Raw genomic sequence first — 17,517 nt, 5'->3', positions numbered from 1 at the left:
TTGGTGAGCGTGAAGCTGACCCCGAACAAAACATGTCGTGCGCGCGCATGCGCGCTCCTTTGGATCACAGCCGCTTGGTGACCTCAGCGACAAAATCCTCGCCGCGCCGCTCGAAACTGTCATATTGATCAAAGCTGGCCGCCGCCGGGGCCAGCAACACCACATCCCCTGCCTCAGCCGCTGCCATTGCCGCCTCGACAGCATCCGCCATCGTGCCACAAACTTGCGTATCGACCTCAAGCTGCATCGCGAATTGCGCCGCTTCGCGCCCGATCACGTAAGCCGTCTTGACCTTGCCAGCGGCGGCATTCACTGCCTCCAACCCGCCATCCTTTTGCAGCCCCCCGCAAATCCACAGGATGTTGTCAAAGGCCGCCAGTGCCTTGGCCGCGCTGTCCACATTCGTGGCCTTGCTGTCGTTGACATAGCGCACGCCCTGCGCCTCGGCGATCAGCTGGCTGCGATGGGGCAATCCGGCAAAGCTGTGGAACGCGCGCTCGATCACCTTGGGGGCGATCCCCACGGCACGGGCAGCGGCATAGGCCGCACAGGCGTTCTGGTGGTTGTGCGCGCCCGGCAATCCGCCAATACCGCGCAAGTCAATCGAGGCGACCTGCCGCCCCTTGCGCATCTCCGACAAAAACCCCTTGCGCGCAAAGACCTGCCAGCCCGGACCGGTCAACTTGGCCTCGACCGAGACACGGATCACGCGATCATCGCTCGGCCCCTCGCTCAATTGCCCGGCCAGATAGCGCCCCTCGTCCTCATCCACACCGATCACGGCCCGGTCCGGCCCGCCTTCGGCAAACAGGCGGCGCTTGGCGGCAAAGTACCCCCCATCCCCGCATGCCGGTCCAGATGATCAGGCGACAGGTTGGTGAACACCGCCACATCCGGCGTCAGGCTGCGCGCCAGATCCGTCTGGTAACTCGACAGTTCCAGCACCACGAACTCACCGTCATGGGGCGCATCAATGTCCAGCACGCCGCGCCCTATGTTGCCCGCCAACTGGCAGGGGCGCCCGGCCTCTTCCATCACGTGGTGGATCAGCGCCGAGGTCGTGGATTTGCCGTTGGACCCGGTGACGGCAATGACGCGCGGGGCCGTGTCGAACCCGTTCCAGGCCGCCGTGGCGAAGGATTGGAAAAACAACCCGATGTCATTGTCGACTGGCACGCCTGCGCGCAGGGCTGCGGCCACCACGGGGTTGGGCGCGGGATAAAGATGCGGAATGCCCGGGCTCACGATCAGGCGGGCGATGTCGTCAAAAGCCCCGTGTTTCTTGAGATCGAGACAGTCAAACCCTTCGCCGTCCGCCCTCTCGCGCGCCTCGGGATTGTCGTCCCAGCAGATCGGGATCGCGCCACCGGCTGCAAGCGCGCGCGCGGCAGACAGGCCCGAACGGCCCAAACCCAGAACCGCAACCCGCGCCCCTGTCAGCCCCTGCACCGGTATCATGCGTCTGCGCCTGCGGCGGGCGGCGGAGCGAGGGGCCAGCCCCTCGCGCTCCCCGGGATTTTTTTCGAACAGAGAAGGAGGACCGTCTCGCGCGCCATCACCGCACCTTGAGCGTGGCAAGGCCAATCATCGCGAGGATCAGCGAGATGATCCAGAACCGGATCACGATCTGGGGTTCGGCCCAGCCCTTCTTTTCATAGTGATGGTGGATCGGGGCCATCAGGAACACGCGCTTGCCCGTGCGTTTGAAATAGAGCACCTGAATGATGACGCTCAGCGCCTCGACCACGAAGAGACCGCCGACAATGGCCAGCACCAGCTCGTGCTTGGTCACAACCGCAATCGCACCCAGGGCCCCGCCGAGGGCCAGCGAACCTGTGTCGCCCATGAACACAGCCGCAGGCGGCGCGTTGTACCACAAGAACCCAAGGCCGCCGCCAAACAGGGCAGAGGTAAAGATCAGCAACTCCCCCGTGCCCGGCACATAGTGCACATCGAGATATTCGGTGAAATCCACGCGGCCCACGGCGTAAGCGATGACACCCAGCGTGCCGCCCGCAATCATCACCGGCATGATGGCAAGGCCATCAAGCCCGTCCGTCAGGTTCACCGCATTGGCCGCGCCCACGATCACGATGATCGAAAACGGGATGAACAGGATGCCGAGGTTGATCAGCACGTCCTTGAACACCGGCACCGCCAACTGGTTCTGCAACATGTCCGGGTGGTTGATCGTGGCGAAATAGGCCGCAATGCCCGCGATCAGAAAACCCAGCAACAATCGCACCTTGCCGGGCACACCTGCGGTCGTCTGCTTGGACACCTTGGCATAATCATCGGCAAACCCGATCAGCGCAAAGGCCAGCGTAACCCCCAGCACGATCCACACAAACGGGTTGTCGAGCCGCGCCCAAAGCAGGGTCGATGTGGCCAGCGCCCCGACGATCAGCAGCCCGCCCATGGTCGGCGTACCGGCCTTGGCAAAATGCCCCTCGGGGCCATCATCACGGATCGGCTGGCCCTTGCCCTGCCGCTTGCGCAGCACCGCAATCAGCGGACGGCCAAAGATGAACCCAAACAAAAGTGCGGTCAGAAAGGCCGCCCCGGCGCGGAAGGTGATGTAGCGGAAGAGGTTGAAAAAATCCCCGCCATCCGAAAGTTCCGTCAACCAATAGAGCATGCTCGCCTGTCCTACTCATTATCTTGTGGGTCTGCGCCCATATCCACCGGATGGCCCATTTTGCGGATGGCGTCAACGATCAGGGCGAGTTTCATGCTCAGCGATCCTTTGACCAGCACCACGTCACCGCTGTCCAGACGACGCGGCACCAGCGCCGCCATCTCTTCGGCGGTGTCGGTCCATTGCCCCTGTTTTTGGGCGGGCAAAGCGCTGTGCAGGTTCTCCATCAGCGGGCCAATGCAGTGCACGACATCAATCTTCGCCATCGCCTCCAGATCGCAAAGATCGGCGTGCATCACCGCCCCGTCCGCGCCCAATTCCTTCATGTCACCGACAAAGGCGATCCGCCGCCCCTTGCTGACCCGCCCGATATCGTTCGTAACCTCGGCCGCTGCCAGCACATCAAGCGCCGCCGCCATCGAGGTCGGATTGGCATTGTAGCTGTCGTCGATCAATTCCAGCGTCATGTGCGTGTCCACCGGGTCCAGCACGATGACCTCGCGCGCGCCGCGTCCCTGATAGGGCGACCAGCGTCCCAGCGATTGGGCCGCCAAGGCCAAATCAGCCCCCAGCGCTTCGGCGGCGGCCAGCGCGCCCAGCCCGTTCATGGCGTAATGCTTGCCCACCGCCCCGATCTTGAACAGCAAAGGGATCTCATGCGCCTCGGCCTGCACCACTGTGGTGTCGCGCAGCAGATCAACCGATTTCAGAATGAAATCAAAGCCGTGCTCGCCAAAGCCGATGTCACGCCGCTTGGCGTCATGGGCCTTGGCCTGAAGGATCGCCGCCGTCGAACAGTCGTTGTTCAGGATGGCCGTGCCACCATATTCAAGGCCGTCGATGATCGAGGCCTTTTCCACCGCAATCCCCGCGATATCGTCAAAGGCTTCCAGATGCGCGGCGGCGACGGTGGTGATCATCGCCACATGGGGCCGCGCCATCTTGGCCAAGGGCGCGATTTCACCGGGGTGGTTCATCCCGATCTCGATCACGGCATATTCGGTGTCCATGGGCATCCGCGCCAGCGTCAGCGGCACCCCCCAATGGTTGTTATAGCTGGCGACAGAGGCATGTGCGCGCCCCTGATCGCTCAGGATGGCGCGCAGCATTTCCTTGGTCGAGGTTTTGCCGACCGACCCCGTGATCGCCACAACGCGCGCATCGCACCGGGCGCGCGCCGCAACGCCAAGCGCTTCGAGGCCTGCAAGCACATCCTCCACAATCAGCAGCGGCGCATCCGCGGCCACACCCTCGGGCACATGGGTGACCAGCGCCGCCGCTGCCCCCTTTTCCAGGGCCTGCGCAACAAAATCATGGCCGTCGCGCACGTCCTTAAGGGCCACAAACAGATCGCCAGGCTCCAACGTCCGCGTATCAATGGACACACCCGTGGCCGTCCACTCTTCGGTTGCACGCCCGCCCGTGGCCTGGGCAGCCTCTTCCGCACTCCACAAGGTCATGTCAGTCGTCCCTCCAGCGCGGCCACGGCCACGCTCGCCTGTTCCACATCGTCAAAGGGCAGCACATCGTCGCCCACAATCTGGCCCGCCTCGTGCCCCTTGCCCGCGATCAACAGCGCGTCGCCCGGCTCCAGCACGTCGACGGCGCGCAGGATCGCCTCGGCCCGGTCGCCGACTTCTGTCGCCTCGGGGCAGCCTTCCATCACGGCGGCGCGGATCAGGGCCGGGTCCTCGCTGCGCGGATTGTCGTCGGTCACGAACACCACATCGGCATTCTCCGCCGCCGCCTGCCCCATCAAGGGGCGCTTGCCCACGTCGCGGTCCCCGCCTGCGCCCACAACGGCCACCAGCTTGCCCATCACATGCGGGCGCATGGCCGCAAGGGCCGTGGCCACTGCCCCCGGCGTGTGGGCGTAATCCACAAACACCGTCGCGCCGTTTTCCCGCGTGGCGGCCAGTTGCATCCGCCCCCGTACTGTGCCGAGATGCGGCAAGGTCTCGAAAACGCGCGCAGGCTCCGCTCCGCAGGCGATGACCAGACCGCACGCCAGCATGACATTGTCCGCCTGAAACCCGCCAATCAGGGGCAGCCGCGCCGCATAGGCGCGCCCGGCATACTCCATGCGCACATCCTGCCCCGTCGCATCAAATCGCTGGGCAGACAGGTGCAGATCGCCCCCGTCCCGGCCCACGCTCATCACCGTCTGTCCACGTGCGCGCGCAATCGCGGCCATGTCCACGCCGCGCGCGTCATCGGTGTTGATGACAGCGACGCCATCCTCGGGCAGCACCCGGGCAAACAGGCCCGCCTTGGCGTCGAAATAGGCCTCGAAGGTCTTGTGATAATCCAGATGATCCTGGGTAAAGTTCGTGAACCCAGCCGCCCGCAGCACAACGCCGTCCAGCCGACGCTGATCCAACCCGTGCGAAGATGCCTCCATCGCCGCATGGGTGATGCCGTTGTCGCGGGCCTGCGCCAATGTGCGATGCAGCGTGATGGGCTCGGGCGTGGTGTGGGCCAGCGGGGCTGACCACGCGCCCTCGACGCCCGTGGTGCCAAGGTTGACGGCCTGAAGGCCCATCTCGATCCAGATCTGGCGCACAAAGGTCGAAACAGAGGTTTTTCCGTTGGTCCCGGTGACAGCCACCATCGTCTCGGGCTGGCCGCCGAACCAAAGGGCGGCGGTGCGGCTCAGCGCCTCGCGCGGGGTGTCGGTGACAACAACGGCCACATCCCTGAGCCAGTCGGCGGCCAGCGCGGCCCCTTCGGCATCCGTCAGAACCGCAACAGCCCCCATGCGCACGGCATATTCGATGAACTCGGCCCCATGCACACGGCTGCCCGGCATGGCGGCAAACAGAAAGCCGTCTTTCACCTCGCGGCTGTCCACCGCAAGACCGGTAATATCGGGATTGGTGCCGCCCTGCGCCATCAGGCCCAGAGTGGAAAGTGGTCGTGCCTGCGCGCCCATGTTCGGCCTTTTGGCTCAGTTGCTGCTGGTCAGCGTTATATCAGCGAGTGTGGCGGGTTCAACGGTTGGCCGCAGACCCAAGAGCGGGGCGATCCGGCCGATCATCTCGGCAGCGACGGGCACGGCTGTCCAGCCGGCGGTGCGGCGGGGCTTGTCCCCGCTGGTCTCCACAGGCTCGTCCAGGGTGACGACCAGCACATATTTCGGATCATGGGCCGGGAACAGCGTGGCAAAGGTGGCAATGACCTTGTCGTCATAGTAACCGCCGCGCGGCTTGGGTTTGTCCGCCGTCCCGGTCTTGCCGCCCACGGCATAGCCCGGCACTTCGCCCATGCTCGCCGTGCCACTTGTCACCACCTTGCGCAGCATGGCGCGGGCCGCCCGTGCCGCGCCCTCGCTCATCACACGATCCCCCATGCGCGGGCCGTGCTGCTTGAGGATGGTCGGGGCCACTGCGCGCCCGCCATTGGCAATCGCGGCATAGCCCGCCGCCAGATGCATGGGCGAGGACGACAGCCCATGGCCATAGCTGATGGTGACCGCACTCAGGTCCGTCCAGCGCTTGGGCAACAGGGGCTTGCCCGTCGCCGCCTCGACAATCTCGAACGGGGTCGCGTCGAAAAAGCCCAGCGATTTCAGGAACGTCTGCTGGCGCTTCACCCCGATCTGCAAGGCCATGCGGCCCGTGCCACGGTTCGAGGATTCCACGATGATGTCGCTGACACTCAGCTTGCCGTAATTCTTGTTGCGGAACTCGCCAATGGGAAAGCCGCCCACGCGCATCGGCCCGGACGTGTCGATGATGGTCGAGGGCGACACAAGGCCCAGATCGACCGCCTGCGCCGCGGTAAAGATCTTGAACGCCGATCCCAGCTCGTACACCCCCTGCACCGACCGGTTGAACAGCGGGCTGTCAGACTGATCCCCGAGGTCGCCGGGCGGGGCCGGTTGTTGGGATCGAAATCGGGCAGGCTCACGACCGAGATCACCTCGCCTGTATGAACGTCCATCAAAACAGAGGTCGCGCCCTTGGCATTCAGAATGCGCATCCCACCGTAAAGCACCCGTTCCGCAGCCGCCTGCACCGTCAGGTCCAGCGACAGTTGCAGCGGTTTCTGCCCGTTGGCCGGGTCGCGCAGATAGTCATCGAACTGCTTTTCAACACCGGCAACGCCGATCACCTCGGCCGCACTCACCCCTTCGGCGCCAAAGGACGCGCCACCCAGCACATGCGCCGCCAGCGCACCATTGGGATAAAGGCGCATGTCACGCGGGCCAAACAGCAGGCCGGGATCGCCAATCTCGTGCACGGCCTGCATCTGCTCGGGGCTGATTTTCTTCTTGATCCACAGGAACTTGCGCTTGCCGGTAAAGTCCTTCAGCAGGTCCTCTTCCTTCAGGTCCGGAAACACCGCTGCCAACCCCTTGGCCGCGGCGGCCGGGTCCACCATTTGCGGCGGCTGGGCATAGAGCGCGTGGGTTTCGAAATTCGTCGCCAACAGGTGGCCATTGCGATCCACGATATCGGCACGCGCGGCTGAAATGGCGGCCCCTTGCGCACTGGCGCGCGGCTCGACCGGTTCGGACGTTGCCAGCATGCCCATGCGCACGCCCACCACGACAAAGGCGCAGAAAAAGAACAGGCCCAACACCAAAAGCCGCCCCTCGGCGCGCTGACGCATGCGGTCGCGCATATCCTCATGGCGCGCGCGGATGTTCTCGCGCTCGATTGCATCGGGGTTTTCGCCTGCCGCGCGGGCAGGCAGGATACGGGCCAGGGGGCGCAGGGGTGTCCGGGTCATTCGCCGTCCTCCAATTCGCCCGACACCTCGATGGCGTTTGTGATGGGCAGCAGCGGCAGGGCCGGATAGGCCACCTCGTCCACACGGCCAAACTGATCGGGGCGGAAGGGCAACAGGCCCAGCCGGTCAAAGTTGATGTCGGCCAGGTCGCGCAACCGGTCGGGGCGGTTCAGGTACGCCCATTCGGCCTTGAGCACCGCCAGCCGGGAATGTGCGGCGCGAATGTCGCGGTGCAACTGGTCAGTCTTGGCCAGCGAATCCTGCGTCGCGTAATTCTCGCGGTAGGCCCAAAAGGCGAGGCCGATCACGGCCAGTGTCGTCAATATGTAAAGGACAGTGCGCATCAGAGGGTCCCTTTGACTTGCGGCATGCCGATGGATTTCGCGTCGATCGCGCCGCTGGGTGCATCCGTGCGGATGGCCACACGCAGCTTGGCGGATCGGCTGCGCGGATTTGCAGCCAGTTCCTGCGCATCCGGTGCGATGGCCTTGCGGCTTTTGACGGTGAATTGAGCGGGGGCCTGCGTGGTTTCAGGCGCATAGCGGTTGGCATTGGCCTGTTTGCCCGCCCGCGCGGTCAAAAACCGTTTCACCATGCGGTCCTCGACCGAATGAAAGGTCACGACGGCCAGTTTGCCACCCGGCTTCAATGCCCGCTCAGCGGCCATAAGCCCTTGGTACAATTCATCATATTCATTGTTCACCGCAATGCGCAGCGCCTGAAAGCTGCGGGTTGCGGGATGCGATTGGCCGGGCTTGGCGCGCGGCAGACACTTTTCGACGATGCCTGCCAGTTCCAGCGTTGTGGTGATGGGGCGCGCCGTGATGATGGCACGCGCGATGCGGCGCGATGCACGCTCTTCGCCATAGTGAAACAGGATGTCGGCCAGCACGCCCTCATCCGCCGAGTTCACGATATCAGCGGCAGACATGCCATCCTGGCTCATCCGCATATCGAGGGGGCCGTCCTTCATGAAGGAAAACCCGCGCTCGGCCAGATCAAGCTGCATGGAGCTGACGCCAAGATCCAAAACAACCCCGTCCAGCCCCTGCCCGTATTCATCCATCTTGGAAAACACGCCATGCTGCATGACCAGCCGGTCGCCATATCCGCCCGCCCACTCGGCCGCCAGATCAAAGGCCAGCGGGTCGCGATCCACTGCAATCACACGTTCCGCCCCGCCTTCCAGCAGCGCGCGGGTGTAACCGCCTGCGCCAAAGGTGCCATCCAGCCACGTGCCCTCGATGGGCGCGCAATGCGACAGGATCGCATCGATCAGTACCGGAATATGTGGCCCCCCAGCCGCCATGATCAGTCCAAATCCCCGTCCAGATAGACGGACGGATCAATGTCTGGGTCAAACCCTTCATCATCAAGGGCGGCGATGCTGGCATCATAGGTCTCGGGGCGCCAGATCTCGAACGTGTCACCGGAGGACACGAACCGGGCCATGCCATCCAGACCGATCTTTTCCCGCAGCTTGGCGGGCAGCACGATGCGGCCCGTGTCATCCACCACCGCCTCGACGGACTGCGCACTGTACAGCCGCTCCATCGCCTTGCGCTTGGCCGAGCCGCGGGGATGTTTGGAAATCTTCTCGTCCACCTCGTCCATGGCTTCGATGGTAAAGCCTTCGAGGTAGTCGCGCGTCTCACCGCCATAAACGATGATCAGGCGGGGCGGCAGGCCGTCGGTCCAGTCGGGGTCACACCCTTCGATCACACGGCGAAACGAGGCCGGGATAGACACCCTGCCCTTCGCGTCCACCTTGTGGTCGCTTTCGCCTCTGAATCTGCGTGCCACCTTGGCCCGTCCCTTGCTAACTCGCGCGACAGCGCGCCTGCCCAATCGTCTTTGCGCCCCCGCCCGAAATCTGTCCCCAGTGTTGAAAATGGAAACGGCGGGTTGATCTGCTGCCACTGATCAACCCGCCGCCCTCGTCCCGCCTTGCGGGATGTCCAGCTGCGCGCGCCACCTGGGGGGATGTCTGCTCGCTCGCGCGCCGGATCTCTGGTCTGATGAAAGCGAGGTGCCTGTATGAAACCTGCTAGAGTTTTGTTTTTTTCGGGGTCGTTTGTTGCCCCTTGGCTCGTTCTCATCTGATGCATTAGGGATGCCATGGGAATTGATGGGAGGCAATGGTTTTTTGAGGGCCGCACACGACACGCGGCGTCTTCACAGCCTTAAAAACAAGGCCTTCGAGAGGTGGTGCGGCCAAATACAGGGCGGATAATGTTACCCAAACACTACTGACCACTATATGTAGTGTAAGGCGCACCTCTCCAGAAACCGTCCATAAAATCCCAAAAAACTTGCACTCGAACCCGCTAACTCACGTATGTTTTTGCTTTGTTCTCAAGCCAATACCCCAACAAAAGCGGAAATTGATTCAGAATCACAGTCAAAAACAGCGCTCAGGACCATGATTTCCCATGCCCCTGCCCCACAATCGCCCGCTGTCCCATGATTTCCCCTTGCGCGCTGCCACGGTCCACGGCACCAACCCGGGATCAAGAGAGGGTTTTCCATGTCCGACGCGTTCCGTATCTTCACCCATGCAATATCAATGGTGTTTCGTGACCTCTCGGCCACGCTGCGCGCCACCTATATGGGCATCGCCCTGATTGCCGGATCAGTCATACTGCTTGTCATCGCAGCGCCAGGATCGTTCACGCAATTGGTCATGCAAGACTCCACGGACGTCACGAACATATCGAATGTCGGGCTGGTGATACTGGCCTTTTTCCTCATGGCCGTTGGCTATCTGACAATGGTGGCCGCATGGCACCGGTTTGTCCTGCTGCCCGCAGACCGCCGGGACGAAGGGTTCACGCCCGGCGCCGGTATCGTCCTGGGCTATCTGGGGCGCAGCCTCTTGCTGGGTATCTTGATTGGGGTGCTGGCCATCCCGGTTCTCATCCCCGTCGGCCTCGTCGCGGCCGGGACGGGCAGCGACGCACTTGCAGGGCTGGTCGCCATCCCGCTCTTTGCCGTTCTGGGCTGGGTCTTCTTCCGCCTCAGCCTCATCCTTCCGGCCTGCACGATCGGCCACAACCTGACGTTCAGGGAAAGCTGGCAGGCGACCGCCCCCTTGGTCGTCACTATATTCATGCTGATGATCGTGATGGCGATCGTGGACTTTGCCCTGAACATTGTCATGGGGGCTTTGCCGCTGACATCCATCATCGGGGGCGTGGTCACCGTCGTGATTTCCGTGCTCTACGCACTGGTCAGCGCCAGCATCCTGACCACGCTCTACGGCATCGCAATCGAGGGGCGCGAGATCTAGGCCATCCCGCCCTTGATCAACCCCTCGGCAATGCGCGCATAGGCCTGCGCCATCGGCCCGTCACCCACCGCGACGGGCGTGCCGCCATCCCCGGCCAGGCGCGTCTCCAGATCAATGGGCAAGGCCCCCAGCAAGGGCACACCCATCTTCTCGGCCTCTGCCGCAACACCACCCTGGCCAAAGATCTGATGCTCTGACCCGCAATCGGGGCAGACAAACATCGACATGTTCTCGATCAACCCCAGCACGGGCGTCTTGAGGGTCGCAAACATGTCCAGCGCCTTGCGCGCATCGATCAGCGCCACGTCCTGCGGCGTGGACACCACAATCGCCCCGCTCAGTTCGGATTTCGTACACAAGGTCAGCTGCACATCCCCCGTCCCCGGCGGCAGATCGACGATCAGCACGTCCAACTCGCCCCACTCGACCTGGCCCAGCATCTGCTGCAAGGCGCCCATCAGCATGGGTCCGCGCCAAACCACGGCCTTGCCTTCCTCCATCATGAACCCAATCGACATCAGGGTGACGCCGTGGGCATGCAGCGGAATGATGGTCTTGCCATCGGGCGAAGCGGGGCGCTTGTTCACACCCATCATGCGGGGCTGGGACGGTCCATATATATCAGCATCCAGCAGACCGACCTTGCGCCCCTGCCTGGCCAGCGCCACGGCCAGGTTCGAGGACACGGTGGATTTGCCCACCCCCTTTGCCGGACCCGATGGCCAGAATGCGCTGCACGCCCGTGGGCTTGGTCGGCCCCTCCTGTGGTTTGGGGTGGCCGCCGATCTTCAGGCTGGGCGGTGCGGCCGGTTTTGCGGCCGGGCCATGGGCTGTCAGCGCCACACGCGCCTCTGACACGCCCTCAAGGTTGCGCACCGCCGCTTCGGCCGCTGCGCGCACAGGTTCCATGCGGGCGGCAAGCTCGGGCGTGGGCGCCTCGATCACGAATTGGACGGCCTCACCCTTTATTTGCACCGCACGAATCAAATCGCGGCTGATCAGGTCGCCGCCATCCGGCATGGCGATGCGCGACAGGGCCTGAAGGATATCGTCCTTGGTGCGTGACATGTCTGTTTTCTCCGCTGGGGTGCCGCATTAACTGGCAGAAATTCAGCCCGTGGCAAGGGGGTGTACCGCATTCCGGTCAAAGCGCCGTTTCCTTGTGCGACATGCCACTCAATTCAACCCTGGGCCTATGCAAATGCTGCATGGCAGCATTGCCGCGGTAGCTATTGTGCAAACGCAGCATTGGCTTATGTTTGGGCTAACAGAAACGCAGATGAGGCAAAAAAACATGGCCTATTACAACGAAGTAGCACGACGCAGCGACCTGGTCGAACGTATCCTCGGCACAGTTGCGCGTTTTCTCGAAGACACAGCAGAGCGCCGCGCACAGCGCCGCGTCTACACAACCACAATGAAAGAGCTGATGGCTCTGTCCAACCGCGATCTGGCTGATCTGGGCATGCATCGCTCCGAACTCAAGCGCGTAGCCTGGGAAGCAGCCTACGGCGCACACGCGCAATAAGAACACGAGATCAGGTGCTCCTCTCCTCCTCCCTGGGGCATCTGTAATTGGCGGCGGCGTTCACCTCCTCCCGAACGTCGTCGCACCTTTTACACCGCGCCACATGGCGCATCCGCAATACGTCGCGATCCGGTCCTCCTCCTCCCTGACTGGCGCGATGTTGCAAGAGCGGCGGCCCCCTCCTCCTCCCTGGGGTCGCCGTACCTTCTTCCCGCACCTTTCAAGGTGCACACAGATACATCGCGCTGCGGTCTCCTCCCTGACCCGCGCGGTGGTACAAGAGCGGCGGCCCTTCCTCCCTAGGGTCGCCGTTTTTTGCTTTGGCGGGGTCTTTTGCCGGGGTCGGCGGGCGGGCGCCTTTGCGTCAGCAAACAGAGCCGCGCGCCGACCCAAACCCTACCCAAAAGTAAACGCGCCCGCGCAAACCTTAACGACAGGCAAAAGTGAACAAGATCTGAACAGCGATCAGCGCAGCAAAACGTACAGTTTCAGGCCCAAACTGCGCAGTCTCTCAAAATCGGCCCAAATCAGCGGGTTTTGGCAGATCCAAAACGTACAGTTTCCGGTGCAAACTGCACGTTTACGCCATCCAAGGGCACCGTACGCCGGATTAACCCCACCGCACGCTCCAGATCGAAGCCTGCGTGATTGTCAGCGCTGCACCCAGAATTTCGACGGGGTGGCTGACAGCTTTTTGGCAAAAGCAGTCCTTGCCACTGATCGCAATCACCTGCGTGATTGTCAGCGCTGCGCCCAGATTTGCGACGGGGTGGCTGACAGCTTTTTGGCAAAAGCAGTCCTTGCCACTGATCGCAATCACCTGCGTGATTGTCAGCGCTGCGCCCAGATTTGCGACGGGGTGGCTGACAGCTTTTTGGCAAAAGCAGTCCTTGCCACTGATCGCAATCACCTGCGTGATTGCGATCTTTAAAACGGAATGTCGTCGCAGCCCGAGACAAAGCGCGACACGACCTTTTTCAGCCCCGCCTTCTCGAATTCGATCTCCAGCTTGTCGCCCTCGATGGCAACCACAGCGCCATAGCCGAACTTCTGATGAAACACCCGCTCGCCCACGGTAAAGCTGGACACCGCATTCAAATCTATAACTGTATTCCGGCTTTCCTTGGGCTGACTGATCGGACGGTCGCTCGCACGCGCCTGCAGCCGTTTCCAGCCGGGCGAGTTATAGACGTTCGCCTCGGCCGCCGCCTTGTGCAGGTTGGATTCCATCGTTGGCGCCGCCGCCCCATATCCACCGCCATAAAGGCCCGGCGGGGTCAGCACATCCACATGCGCTTCGGGCAACTCATCAATGAAGCGCGACGGCATCGAGGATTGCCACTGCCCGAACACACGCCGGTTGGCCGCGAACGAGATGGTACAGACCTCTTCCGCCCGCGTGATGCCGACATAGGCCAGCCGCCGCTCTTCCTCTAACCCCTTGATACCACTCTCATCCATCGAGCGTTGCGAGGGGAACAACCCGTCTTCCCAACCCGGCAGGAACACCATGGGAAACTCCAGCCCCTTAGCGGCATGCAGGGTCATGATCGACACCTTGGCCCCGCCATCGTCCTGTTCATTGTCCATGATCAGCGACACGTGTTCCAGGAATCCTTGCAGGTTCTCGAACTGCTCAAGCGCCTTGACCAGTTCCTTGAGGTTCTCCAGCCGTCCCGGCGCCTCGGGCGTCTTGTCGTTCTGCCAATGGGCGGTATAGCCGCTCTCGTCCAGAATGATCTCGGCCAGTTCCACATGGGTGACGGGCGGCGGCCCATATTCGACGCGCAGCGGCGCCACGCCGTCGTCCAGGACAGCGTTGTCTTCAGCCACCTCGATCCGCGGCCCGCGCAGTTTCGAATTCCAGCGCGCAATGCCCTCGACCAGCGTGCGCAGTTCCGTGCCACCCTTGCCCTTGATCAGGCCCTGATCCACGGCCAGCCGCGCACCCTCGACCAGCGACACACCATTGGCGCGGGCGGTGATCTGGATGGTCTGCTGGGCCTTGTCGCCCAGCCCCCGCTTGGGCGTGTTCACGATCCGCTCGAACGCCAGATCATCATCCGGGGACACCACAACGCGGAAATAGGCCATGGCATCGCGGATCTCCATCCGCTCATAAAACCGGGGGCCGCCGATCACGCGGTAAGGCAGACCGATGGTCAGGAACCGATCCTCGAATGCGCGCATCTGGTGGCTGGCGCGCACGAGAATAGCCATATGATCCAATGAGATAGGGTCCATGCCCCGCGTGCCACGCTGGCCCGCCTCGACCTCTTCCCCGATCCAGCGCGCCTCTTCCTCGCCGTCCCAATGGCCGATCAGGCGGACCTTTTCGCCATCATTCTTGTCAGTCCACAACGTCTTGCCCAGACGGTTTTCGTTGCCATCAATGACACCGGAGGCCGCGGCCAGGATATGCGGGGTCGAGCGGTAATTCTGCTCCAACCGGACCACATGCGCGCCCGGAAAATCCTTTTCAAAGCGCAGGATGTTGCCCACCTCGGCCCCGCGCCAGCCATAGATCGATTGGTCGTCATCCCCCACGCAGCAGATATTCTTGTGCCCCTGCGCCAGAAGGCGCAGCCACAGGTACTGGGCCACGTTGGTATCCTGGTATTCGTCCACCAGGATAAAGGCGAACCAACGCTGATACTGCGCCAGCACGTCCTCATGGGTCTGAAAGATCGTGACCATGTGCAGCAGCAGATCGCCGAAATCACAGGCGTTCAGCTCTTTCAGCCGCGCCTGGTATTGCGCGTACAGCTCAACACCCTTGTGATTATAGGCCCCGCCATCGGCAGCCGGCACCTTGTCCGGCGTCAGCGCGCGGTTCTTCCAGCCGTCGATGATGTTGGCCAATTGCCGGGCGGGCCAGCGCTTGTCGTCAATGCCCGCCGCGCGGATCAGCTGTTTCATCAGGCGGATCTGGTCGTCCGTGTCCAGAATGGTGAAATTCGACTTGAGGCCCACCAGTTCGGCGTGGCGGCGCAGCAGCTTGACGCAGATCGCGTGGAACGTGCCCAGCCACGGCATCCCCTCGATCGGACCGCCCAGCATGGAGCCGACGCGGTTCTTCATCTCGCGCGCGGCCTTGTTGGTGAAGGTGACCGCCAGGATCTCGTTCGGGCGCGCGCGGCCCGTGTTCAACAGGTGGACGATCCGCGCCGTCAACGCGCGTGTTTTGCCCGTTCCGGCACCGGCCAGCATCAGCACCGGGCCATCCAGCTTTTCCACGGCTTCGCGTTGTGCGGGGTTCAGCCCATCCAGATAGGGCTGTGGACGGGCGGCCATGGCGCGCGCCGACAGGGATGCGCCCTCAAAGGCGTCGAGGTCGTCAAAACTGCTCATGGGCCGCACCATAGCGCGGCCCGTGGCAAAGCGAAAGCTGTTCCTGCTATGTTCTAGGCCAGAAACCGCAGCAGCGACAGGCCCTGTTTATAGGGCGTCCGCATAGCTGCGCACCGGCGCTGGCGACCGCACCGCGGGTGGGGGTGTCAGCGATTCGGGCGCCACGCGGCGCTTGAACGTCGTGGCCTTGGCGGGCCGTGTCGTGCGGGTGATGCGCGCGCGCAGAGAGGCAAGGCCCAGTTTGACCGCAACCTCGTTGGGCACGTCCTGCCCGACAACACAGTGCAGCGAGGCGTAGTGCCCGGACAACTCGTCCTGATCGCGCGCCACGTCCGGCGTGCGCAGTACCGCGACCAGATGCGGATTGCGATCCTCGGCCATGCCCAGCGTGTCGCCCAGCGCATCCCCGATCGTCGACTTTTCAATGACCAGCAGGTCAACACCCATGTGCTTGATACAGGTTTCCGCAACCAAAAGGCTGCCCGTCCCGGTCACTTGTACCCCGGCCTGCATGAGGGAAATCAGGCTGTGGTCCAGACGCTTGGCTTCGCGGTCGATGATCAGTGCTTGCATGTGCAGAAGTCCTCGTGATGAAAGTTTGGCTAACGAATCCAGTTCTCCGCAATTGCGATTAAAATATGATTTAAATTCTGCCGCGTTTGGCCGTGAAAGTATGGCGGGCTGGACATTGCGCCGCGCCGCTGGTCAAACGTGACGATGACCCTCGAAAGCCGCTATCCCGCCCTGTCCGATCTGCGCACACGCGCGCAGTCGCGTATTCCGAAATTCGTGTGGGAGTATCTCGACAGCGGCACCGGGGTCGAAGCGACACGGGCGCGCAATCGGTCCAGCCTGGACAAGATCGGCTTGATGCCTTCCGTCCTGCACGGCGAATTCGAGGCGGACCTGTCCGTCGACCTGCTGGGCCAATCCCTGCCCCTGCCCTTTGGCATCGCGCCCGTGGGCATGTCGGGCCTGATGTGGCCGGATGCGGAACGTCACCTCGCCCAAGGGGCCGCGCGCCTGGGCATCCCCTACAGCCTGTCGACCGTCGCCACCGTCGCACCCGAGGACATTCAGGGCGATCTCGGCGAAAACGCCTGGTTCCAGATGTATCCGCCCCGTGATGAGGGCATCCGCCGCGACATGCTGAAACGCGCCAGGGACACCGGGTTCAAGACGCTGATCCTGACGGTTGACGTGCCCGTCGCCTCGCGGCGCGAACGCCAGACACGCTCGGGCCTGACCAACCCGCCCCGGCTGACGCCCCGCCTGCTTGCGCAGGTCGCGATGCGCCCCCAATGGGCCATGGGCATGGCGCGCAAGGGCATGCCGCATATGCGGATGCTGGACGCCTATACGTCAGAAAACACCGAGAACCTGCCGGTGACGGCGCATGTGGGCTACCTTTTGCGCACGTCGCCTGACTGGGACTACGTGTCGTGGTTGCGCGACGCCTGGGATGGACCGTTCATCGTCAAAGGGGTGATGCGGGGCACCGATGCGGAACGGTTGCAGACGCTGGGGGCCGATGCGATCTGGATCTCCAACCATGCAGGGCGCCAGTTTGACGCCGCACCCGCCACCATCGATGTGCTGCCAGCCGTGCGCCGCGCCACCACGCTGCCCATCATCTTTGACAGCGGCATCGAAGGCGGGCTCGACATCATCCGCGCCATGGCTTCGGGCGCGGATTTCGTGATGATGGGACGCGCCTGGCACTACGCGCTGGCGGCGTTGGGCCCGCAAGGCATCGACCACCTCGCGCATCTGCTGCGCGAAGACCTCAAGGCGAATATGGGCCAACTGGGCGCGCGCAGCCTGAAAGAGCTGCCCAAACCGTTCCGCATAGAGTGAGCGGCGAGGCGGACGACACGTCCGCCTTACGCATGTGGCAGACGGACCCCGATGCGCCACGCTCCAAGGGCGTGGGCGGAGGACACCTCCGCCTTACGCCGCACCCTGGGGGACGGGTGT

12 protein-coding genes and 3 pseudogenes are annotated in these 17,517 nt (G+C 63.2%); 3 read left to right on the top strand and 12 right to left on the bottom strand.

Annotated features, from left to right (window positions below):
- Positions 1 to 64: 64 nt before the first annotated feature.
- The 8 genes and pseudogenes from murD to mraZ form a co-directional block, all read right to left on the bottom strand.
- Positions 65 to 1,458: pseudogene (murD, locus tag ACMHLQ_RS20305) on the bottom strand (UDP-N-acetylmuramoyl-L-alanine--D-glutamate ligase).
- Positions 1,459 to 1,555: 97 nt separating this feature from the next.
- Positions 1,556 to 2,638: a phospho-N-acetylmuramoyl-pentapeptide-transferase gene (gene mraY, locus ACMHLQ_RS20300; RefSeq protein WP_415402487.1), complete on the bottom strand. Its 1,083-nt coding sequence runs from the start codon at positions 2,636 to 2,638 to the stop codon at positions 1,556 to 1,558.
- 11 nt (positions 2,639 to 2,649) lie between these two features.
- The gene (locus ACMHLQ_RS20295) at positions 2,650 to 4,098 is read right to left on the bottom strand and encodes a UDP-N-acetylmuramoyl-tripeptide--D-alanyl-D-alanine ligase (RefSeq protein ID WP_415402486.1); all 1,449 of its coding nucleotides are present in this window, start codon (positions 4,096 to 4,098) and stop codon (positions 2,650 to 2,652) included.
- Positions 4,095 to 5,570, bottom strand: a complete 1,476-nt coding sequence (locus ACMHLQ_RS20290; protein ID WP_415402485.1) for a UDP-N-acetylmuramoyl-L-alanyl-D-glutamate--2,6-diaminopimelate ligase — start codon at positions 5,568 to 5,570, stop codon at positions 4,095 to 4,097. Before ACMHLQ_RS20290 ends, ACMHLQ_RS20295 begins: the two co-directional genes overlap by 4 nt.
- A gap of 15 nt (positions 5,571 to 5,585) precedes the next feature.
- Positions 5,586 to 7,372: pseudogene (locus ACMHLQ_RS20285) on the bottom strand (peptidoglycan D,D-transpeptidase FtsI family protein).
- Positions 7,369 to 7,716 (bottom strand): cell division protein FtsL, encoded by a 348-nt coding sequence (locus tag ACMHLQ_RS20280; protein ID WP_415402484.1) that lies wholly within the window; start codon positions 7,714 to 7,716, stop codon positions 7,369 to 7,371. The pseudogene ACMHLQ_RS20285 and the gene ACMHLQ_RS20280 overlap by 4 nt, the downstream one beginning before the upstream one ends.
- On the bottom strand, positions 7,716 to 8,681 hold the full coding sequence (rsmH, locus tag ACMHLQ_RS20275; protein ID WP_415402483.1) for a 16S rRNA (cytosine(1402)-N(4))-methyltransferase RsmH: 966 nt from the start codon (positions 8,679 to 8,681) through the stop codon (positions 7,716 to 7,718). Before rsmH ends, ACMHLQ_RS20280 begins: the two co-directional genes overlap by 1 nt.
- Before the next feature lie 2 nt (positions 8,682 to 8,683).
- Positions 8,684 to 9,175, bottom strand: a complete 492-nt coding sequence (gene mraZ / locus ACMHLQ_RS20270) for a division/cell wall cluster transcriptional repressor MraZ (protein ID WP_415402482.1) — start codon at positions 9,173 to 9,175, stop codon at positions 8,684 to 8,686.
- 724 nt (positions 9,176 to 9,899) lie between these two features.
- On the opposite strand from mraZ, the gene ACMHLQ_RS20265 reads away from it, so the two are divergent.
- Positions 9,900 to 10,661: a hypothetical protein gene (locus ACMHLQ_RS20265; RefSeq protein ID WP_415402481.1), complete on the top strand. Its 762-nt coding sequence runs from the start codon at positions 9,900 to 9,902 to the stop codon at positions 10,659 to 10,661.
- On the opposite strand, the pseudogene ACMHLQ_RS20260 reads toward ACMHLQ_RS20265, so the two are convergent.
- A pseudogene (locus ACMHLQ_RS20260) lies at positions 10,658 to 11,729 on the bottom strand (P-loop NTPase). The gene ACMHLQ_RS20265 and the pseudogene ACMHLQ_RS20260 sit on opposite strands and share 4 nt — an antisense overlap.
- A 127-nt stretch (positions 11,730 to 11,856) precedes the next feature.
- Here ACMHLQ_RS20260 and ACMHLQ_RS20255 point away from each other — a divergent pair.
- The gene (locus ACMHLQ_RS20255) at positions 11,857 to 12,189 is read left to right on the top strand and encodes a DUF1127 domain-containing protein (RefSeq protein WP_415402480.1); all 333 of its coding nucleotides are present in this window, start codon (positions 11,857 to 11,859) and stop codon (positions 12,187 to 12,189) included.
- A 610-nt stretch (positions 12,190 to 12,799) separates the two neighbouring features.
- Here ACMHLQ_RS20255 and ACMHLQ_RS20250 read toward each other — a convergent pair.
- The 3 genes from ACMHLQ_RS20250 to ACMHLQ_RS20240 form a co-directional block, all read right to left on the bottom strand.
- Entirely contained in the window at positions 12,800 to 13,099 is a 300-nt protein-coding gene (locus ACMHLQ_RS20250; RefSeq protein ID WP_415402479.1) for a hypothetical protein, read from the bottom strand.
- 17 nt (positions 13,100 to 13,116) lie between these two features.
- Complete coding sequence (locus ACMHLQ_RS20245; protein WP_415402478.1) at positions 13,117 to 15,540, bottom strand: ATP-dependent helicase; 2,424 nt, start codon at positions 15,538 to 15,540, stop codon at positions 13,117 to 13,119.
- A gap of 87 nt (positions 15,541 to 15,627) precedes the next feature.
- Complete coding sequence (locus tag ACMHLQ_RS20240) at positions 15,628 to 16,113, bottom strand: hypothetical protein (protein ID WP_415402477.1); 486 nt, start codon at positions 16,111 to 16,113, stop codon at positions 15,628 to 15,630.
- 144 nt (positions 16,114 to 16,257) lie between these two features.
- On the opposite strand from ACMHLQ_RS20240, the gene ACMHLQ_RS20235 reads away from it, so the two are divergent.
- Positions 16,258 to 17,397 carry an alpha-hydroxy acid oxidase gene (locus ACMHLQ_RS20235; protein ID WP_415402476.1) on the top strand — a complete coding sequence of 380 codons (1,140 nt, stop codon included), beginning with the start codon at positions 16,258 to 16,260 and terminating at the stop codon, positions 17,395 to 17,397.
- Positions 17,398 to 17,517 lie beyond the last annotated feature (120 nt).

It is taken from the genome of Tateyamaria algicola (assembly GCF_047715485.1).
In the GTDB taxonomy this organism is placed as follows: domain Bacteria; phylum Pseudomonadota; class Alphaproteobacteria; order Rhodobacterales; family Rhodobacteraceae; genus Tateyamaria.
The sequence above is the reverse complement of the archived record's forward strand: the minus strand, read 5'-3'. Positions and strand labels throughout refer to the sequence as shown.

Excerpts from the sequence above, each read along its gene's own strand:
- mraY (WP_415402487.1), bottom strand. The coding sequence starts at position 2,638 with ATGCTCTATTGGTTGACGGAACTTTCGGATGGCGGGGATTTTTTCAAC.
- ACMHLQ_RS20295 (WP_415402486.1), bottom strand. The coding sequence starts at position 4,098 with ATGACCTTGTGGAGTGCGGAAGAGGCTGCCCAGGCCACGGGCGGGCGT.
- ACMHLQ_RS20290 (WP_415402485.1), bottom strand. The coding sequence starts at position 5,570 with ATGGGCGCGCAGGCACGACCACTTTCCACTCTGGGCCTGATGGCGCAG.
- ACMHLQ_RS20280 (WP_415402484.1), bottom strand. The coding sequence starts at position 7,716 with ATGCGCACTGTCCTTTACATATTGACGACACTGGCCGTGATCGGCCTC.
- rsmH (WP_415402483.1), bottom strand. The coding sequence starts at position 8,681 with ATGGCGGCTGGGGGGCCACATATTCCGGTACTGATCGATGCGATCCTG.
- ACMHLQ_RS20265 (WP_415402481.1), top strand. The coding sequence starts at position 9,900 with ATGTCCGACGCGTTCCGTATCTTCACCCATGCAATATCAATGGTGTTT.
- ACMHLQ_RS20255 (WP_415402480.1), top strand. The coding sequence starts at position 11,857 with ATGCAAATGCTGCATGGCAGCATTGCCGCGGTAGCTATTGTGCAAACG.
- ACMHLQ_RS20245 (WP_415402478.1), bottom strand. The coding sequence starts at position 15,540 with ATGAGCAGTTTTGACGACCTCGACGCCTTTGAGGGCGCATCCCTGTCG.
- ACMHLQ_RS20240 (WP_415402477.1), bottom strand. The coding sequence starts at position 16,113 with ATGCAAGCACTGATCATCGACCGCGAAGCCAAGCGTCTGGACCACAGC.
- ACMHLQ_RS20235 (WP_415402476.1), top strand. The coding sequence starts at position 16,258 with ATGACCCTCGAAAGCCGCTATCCCGCCCTGTCCGATCTGCGCACACGC.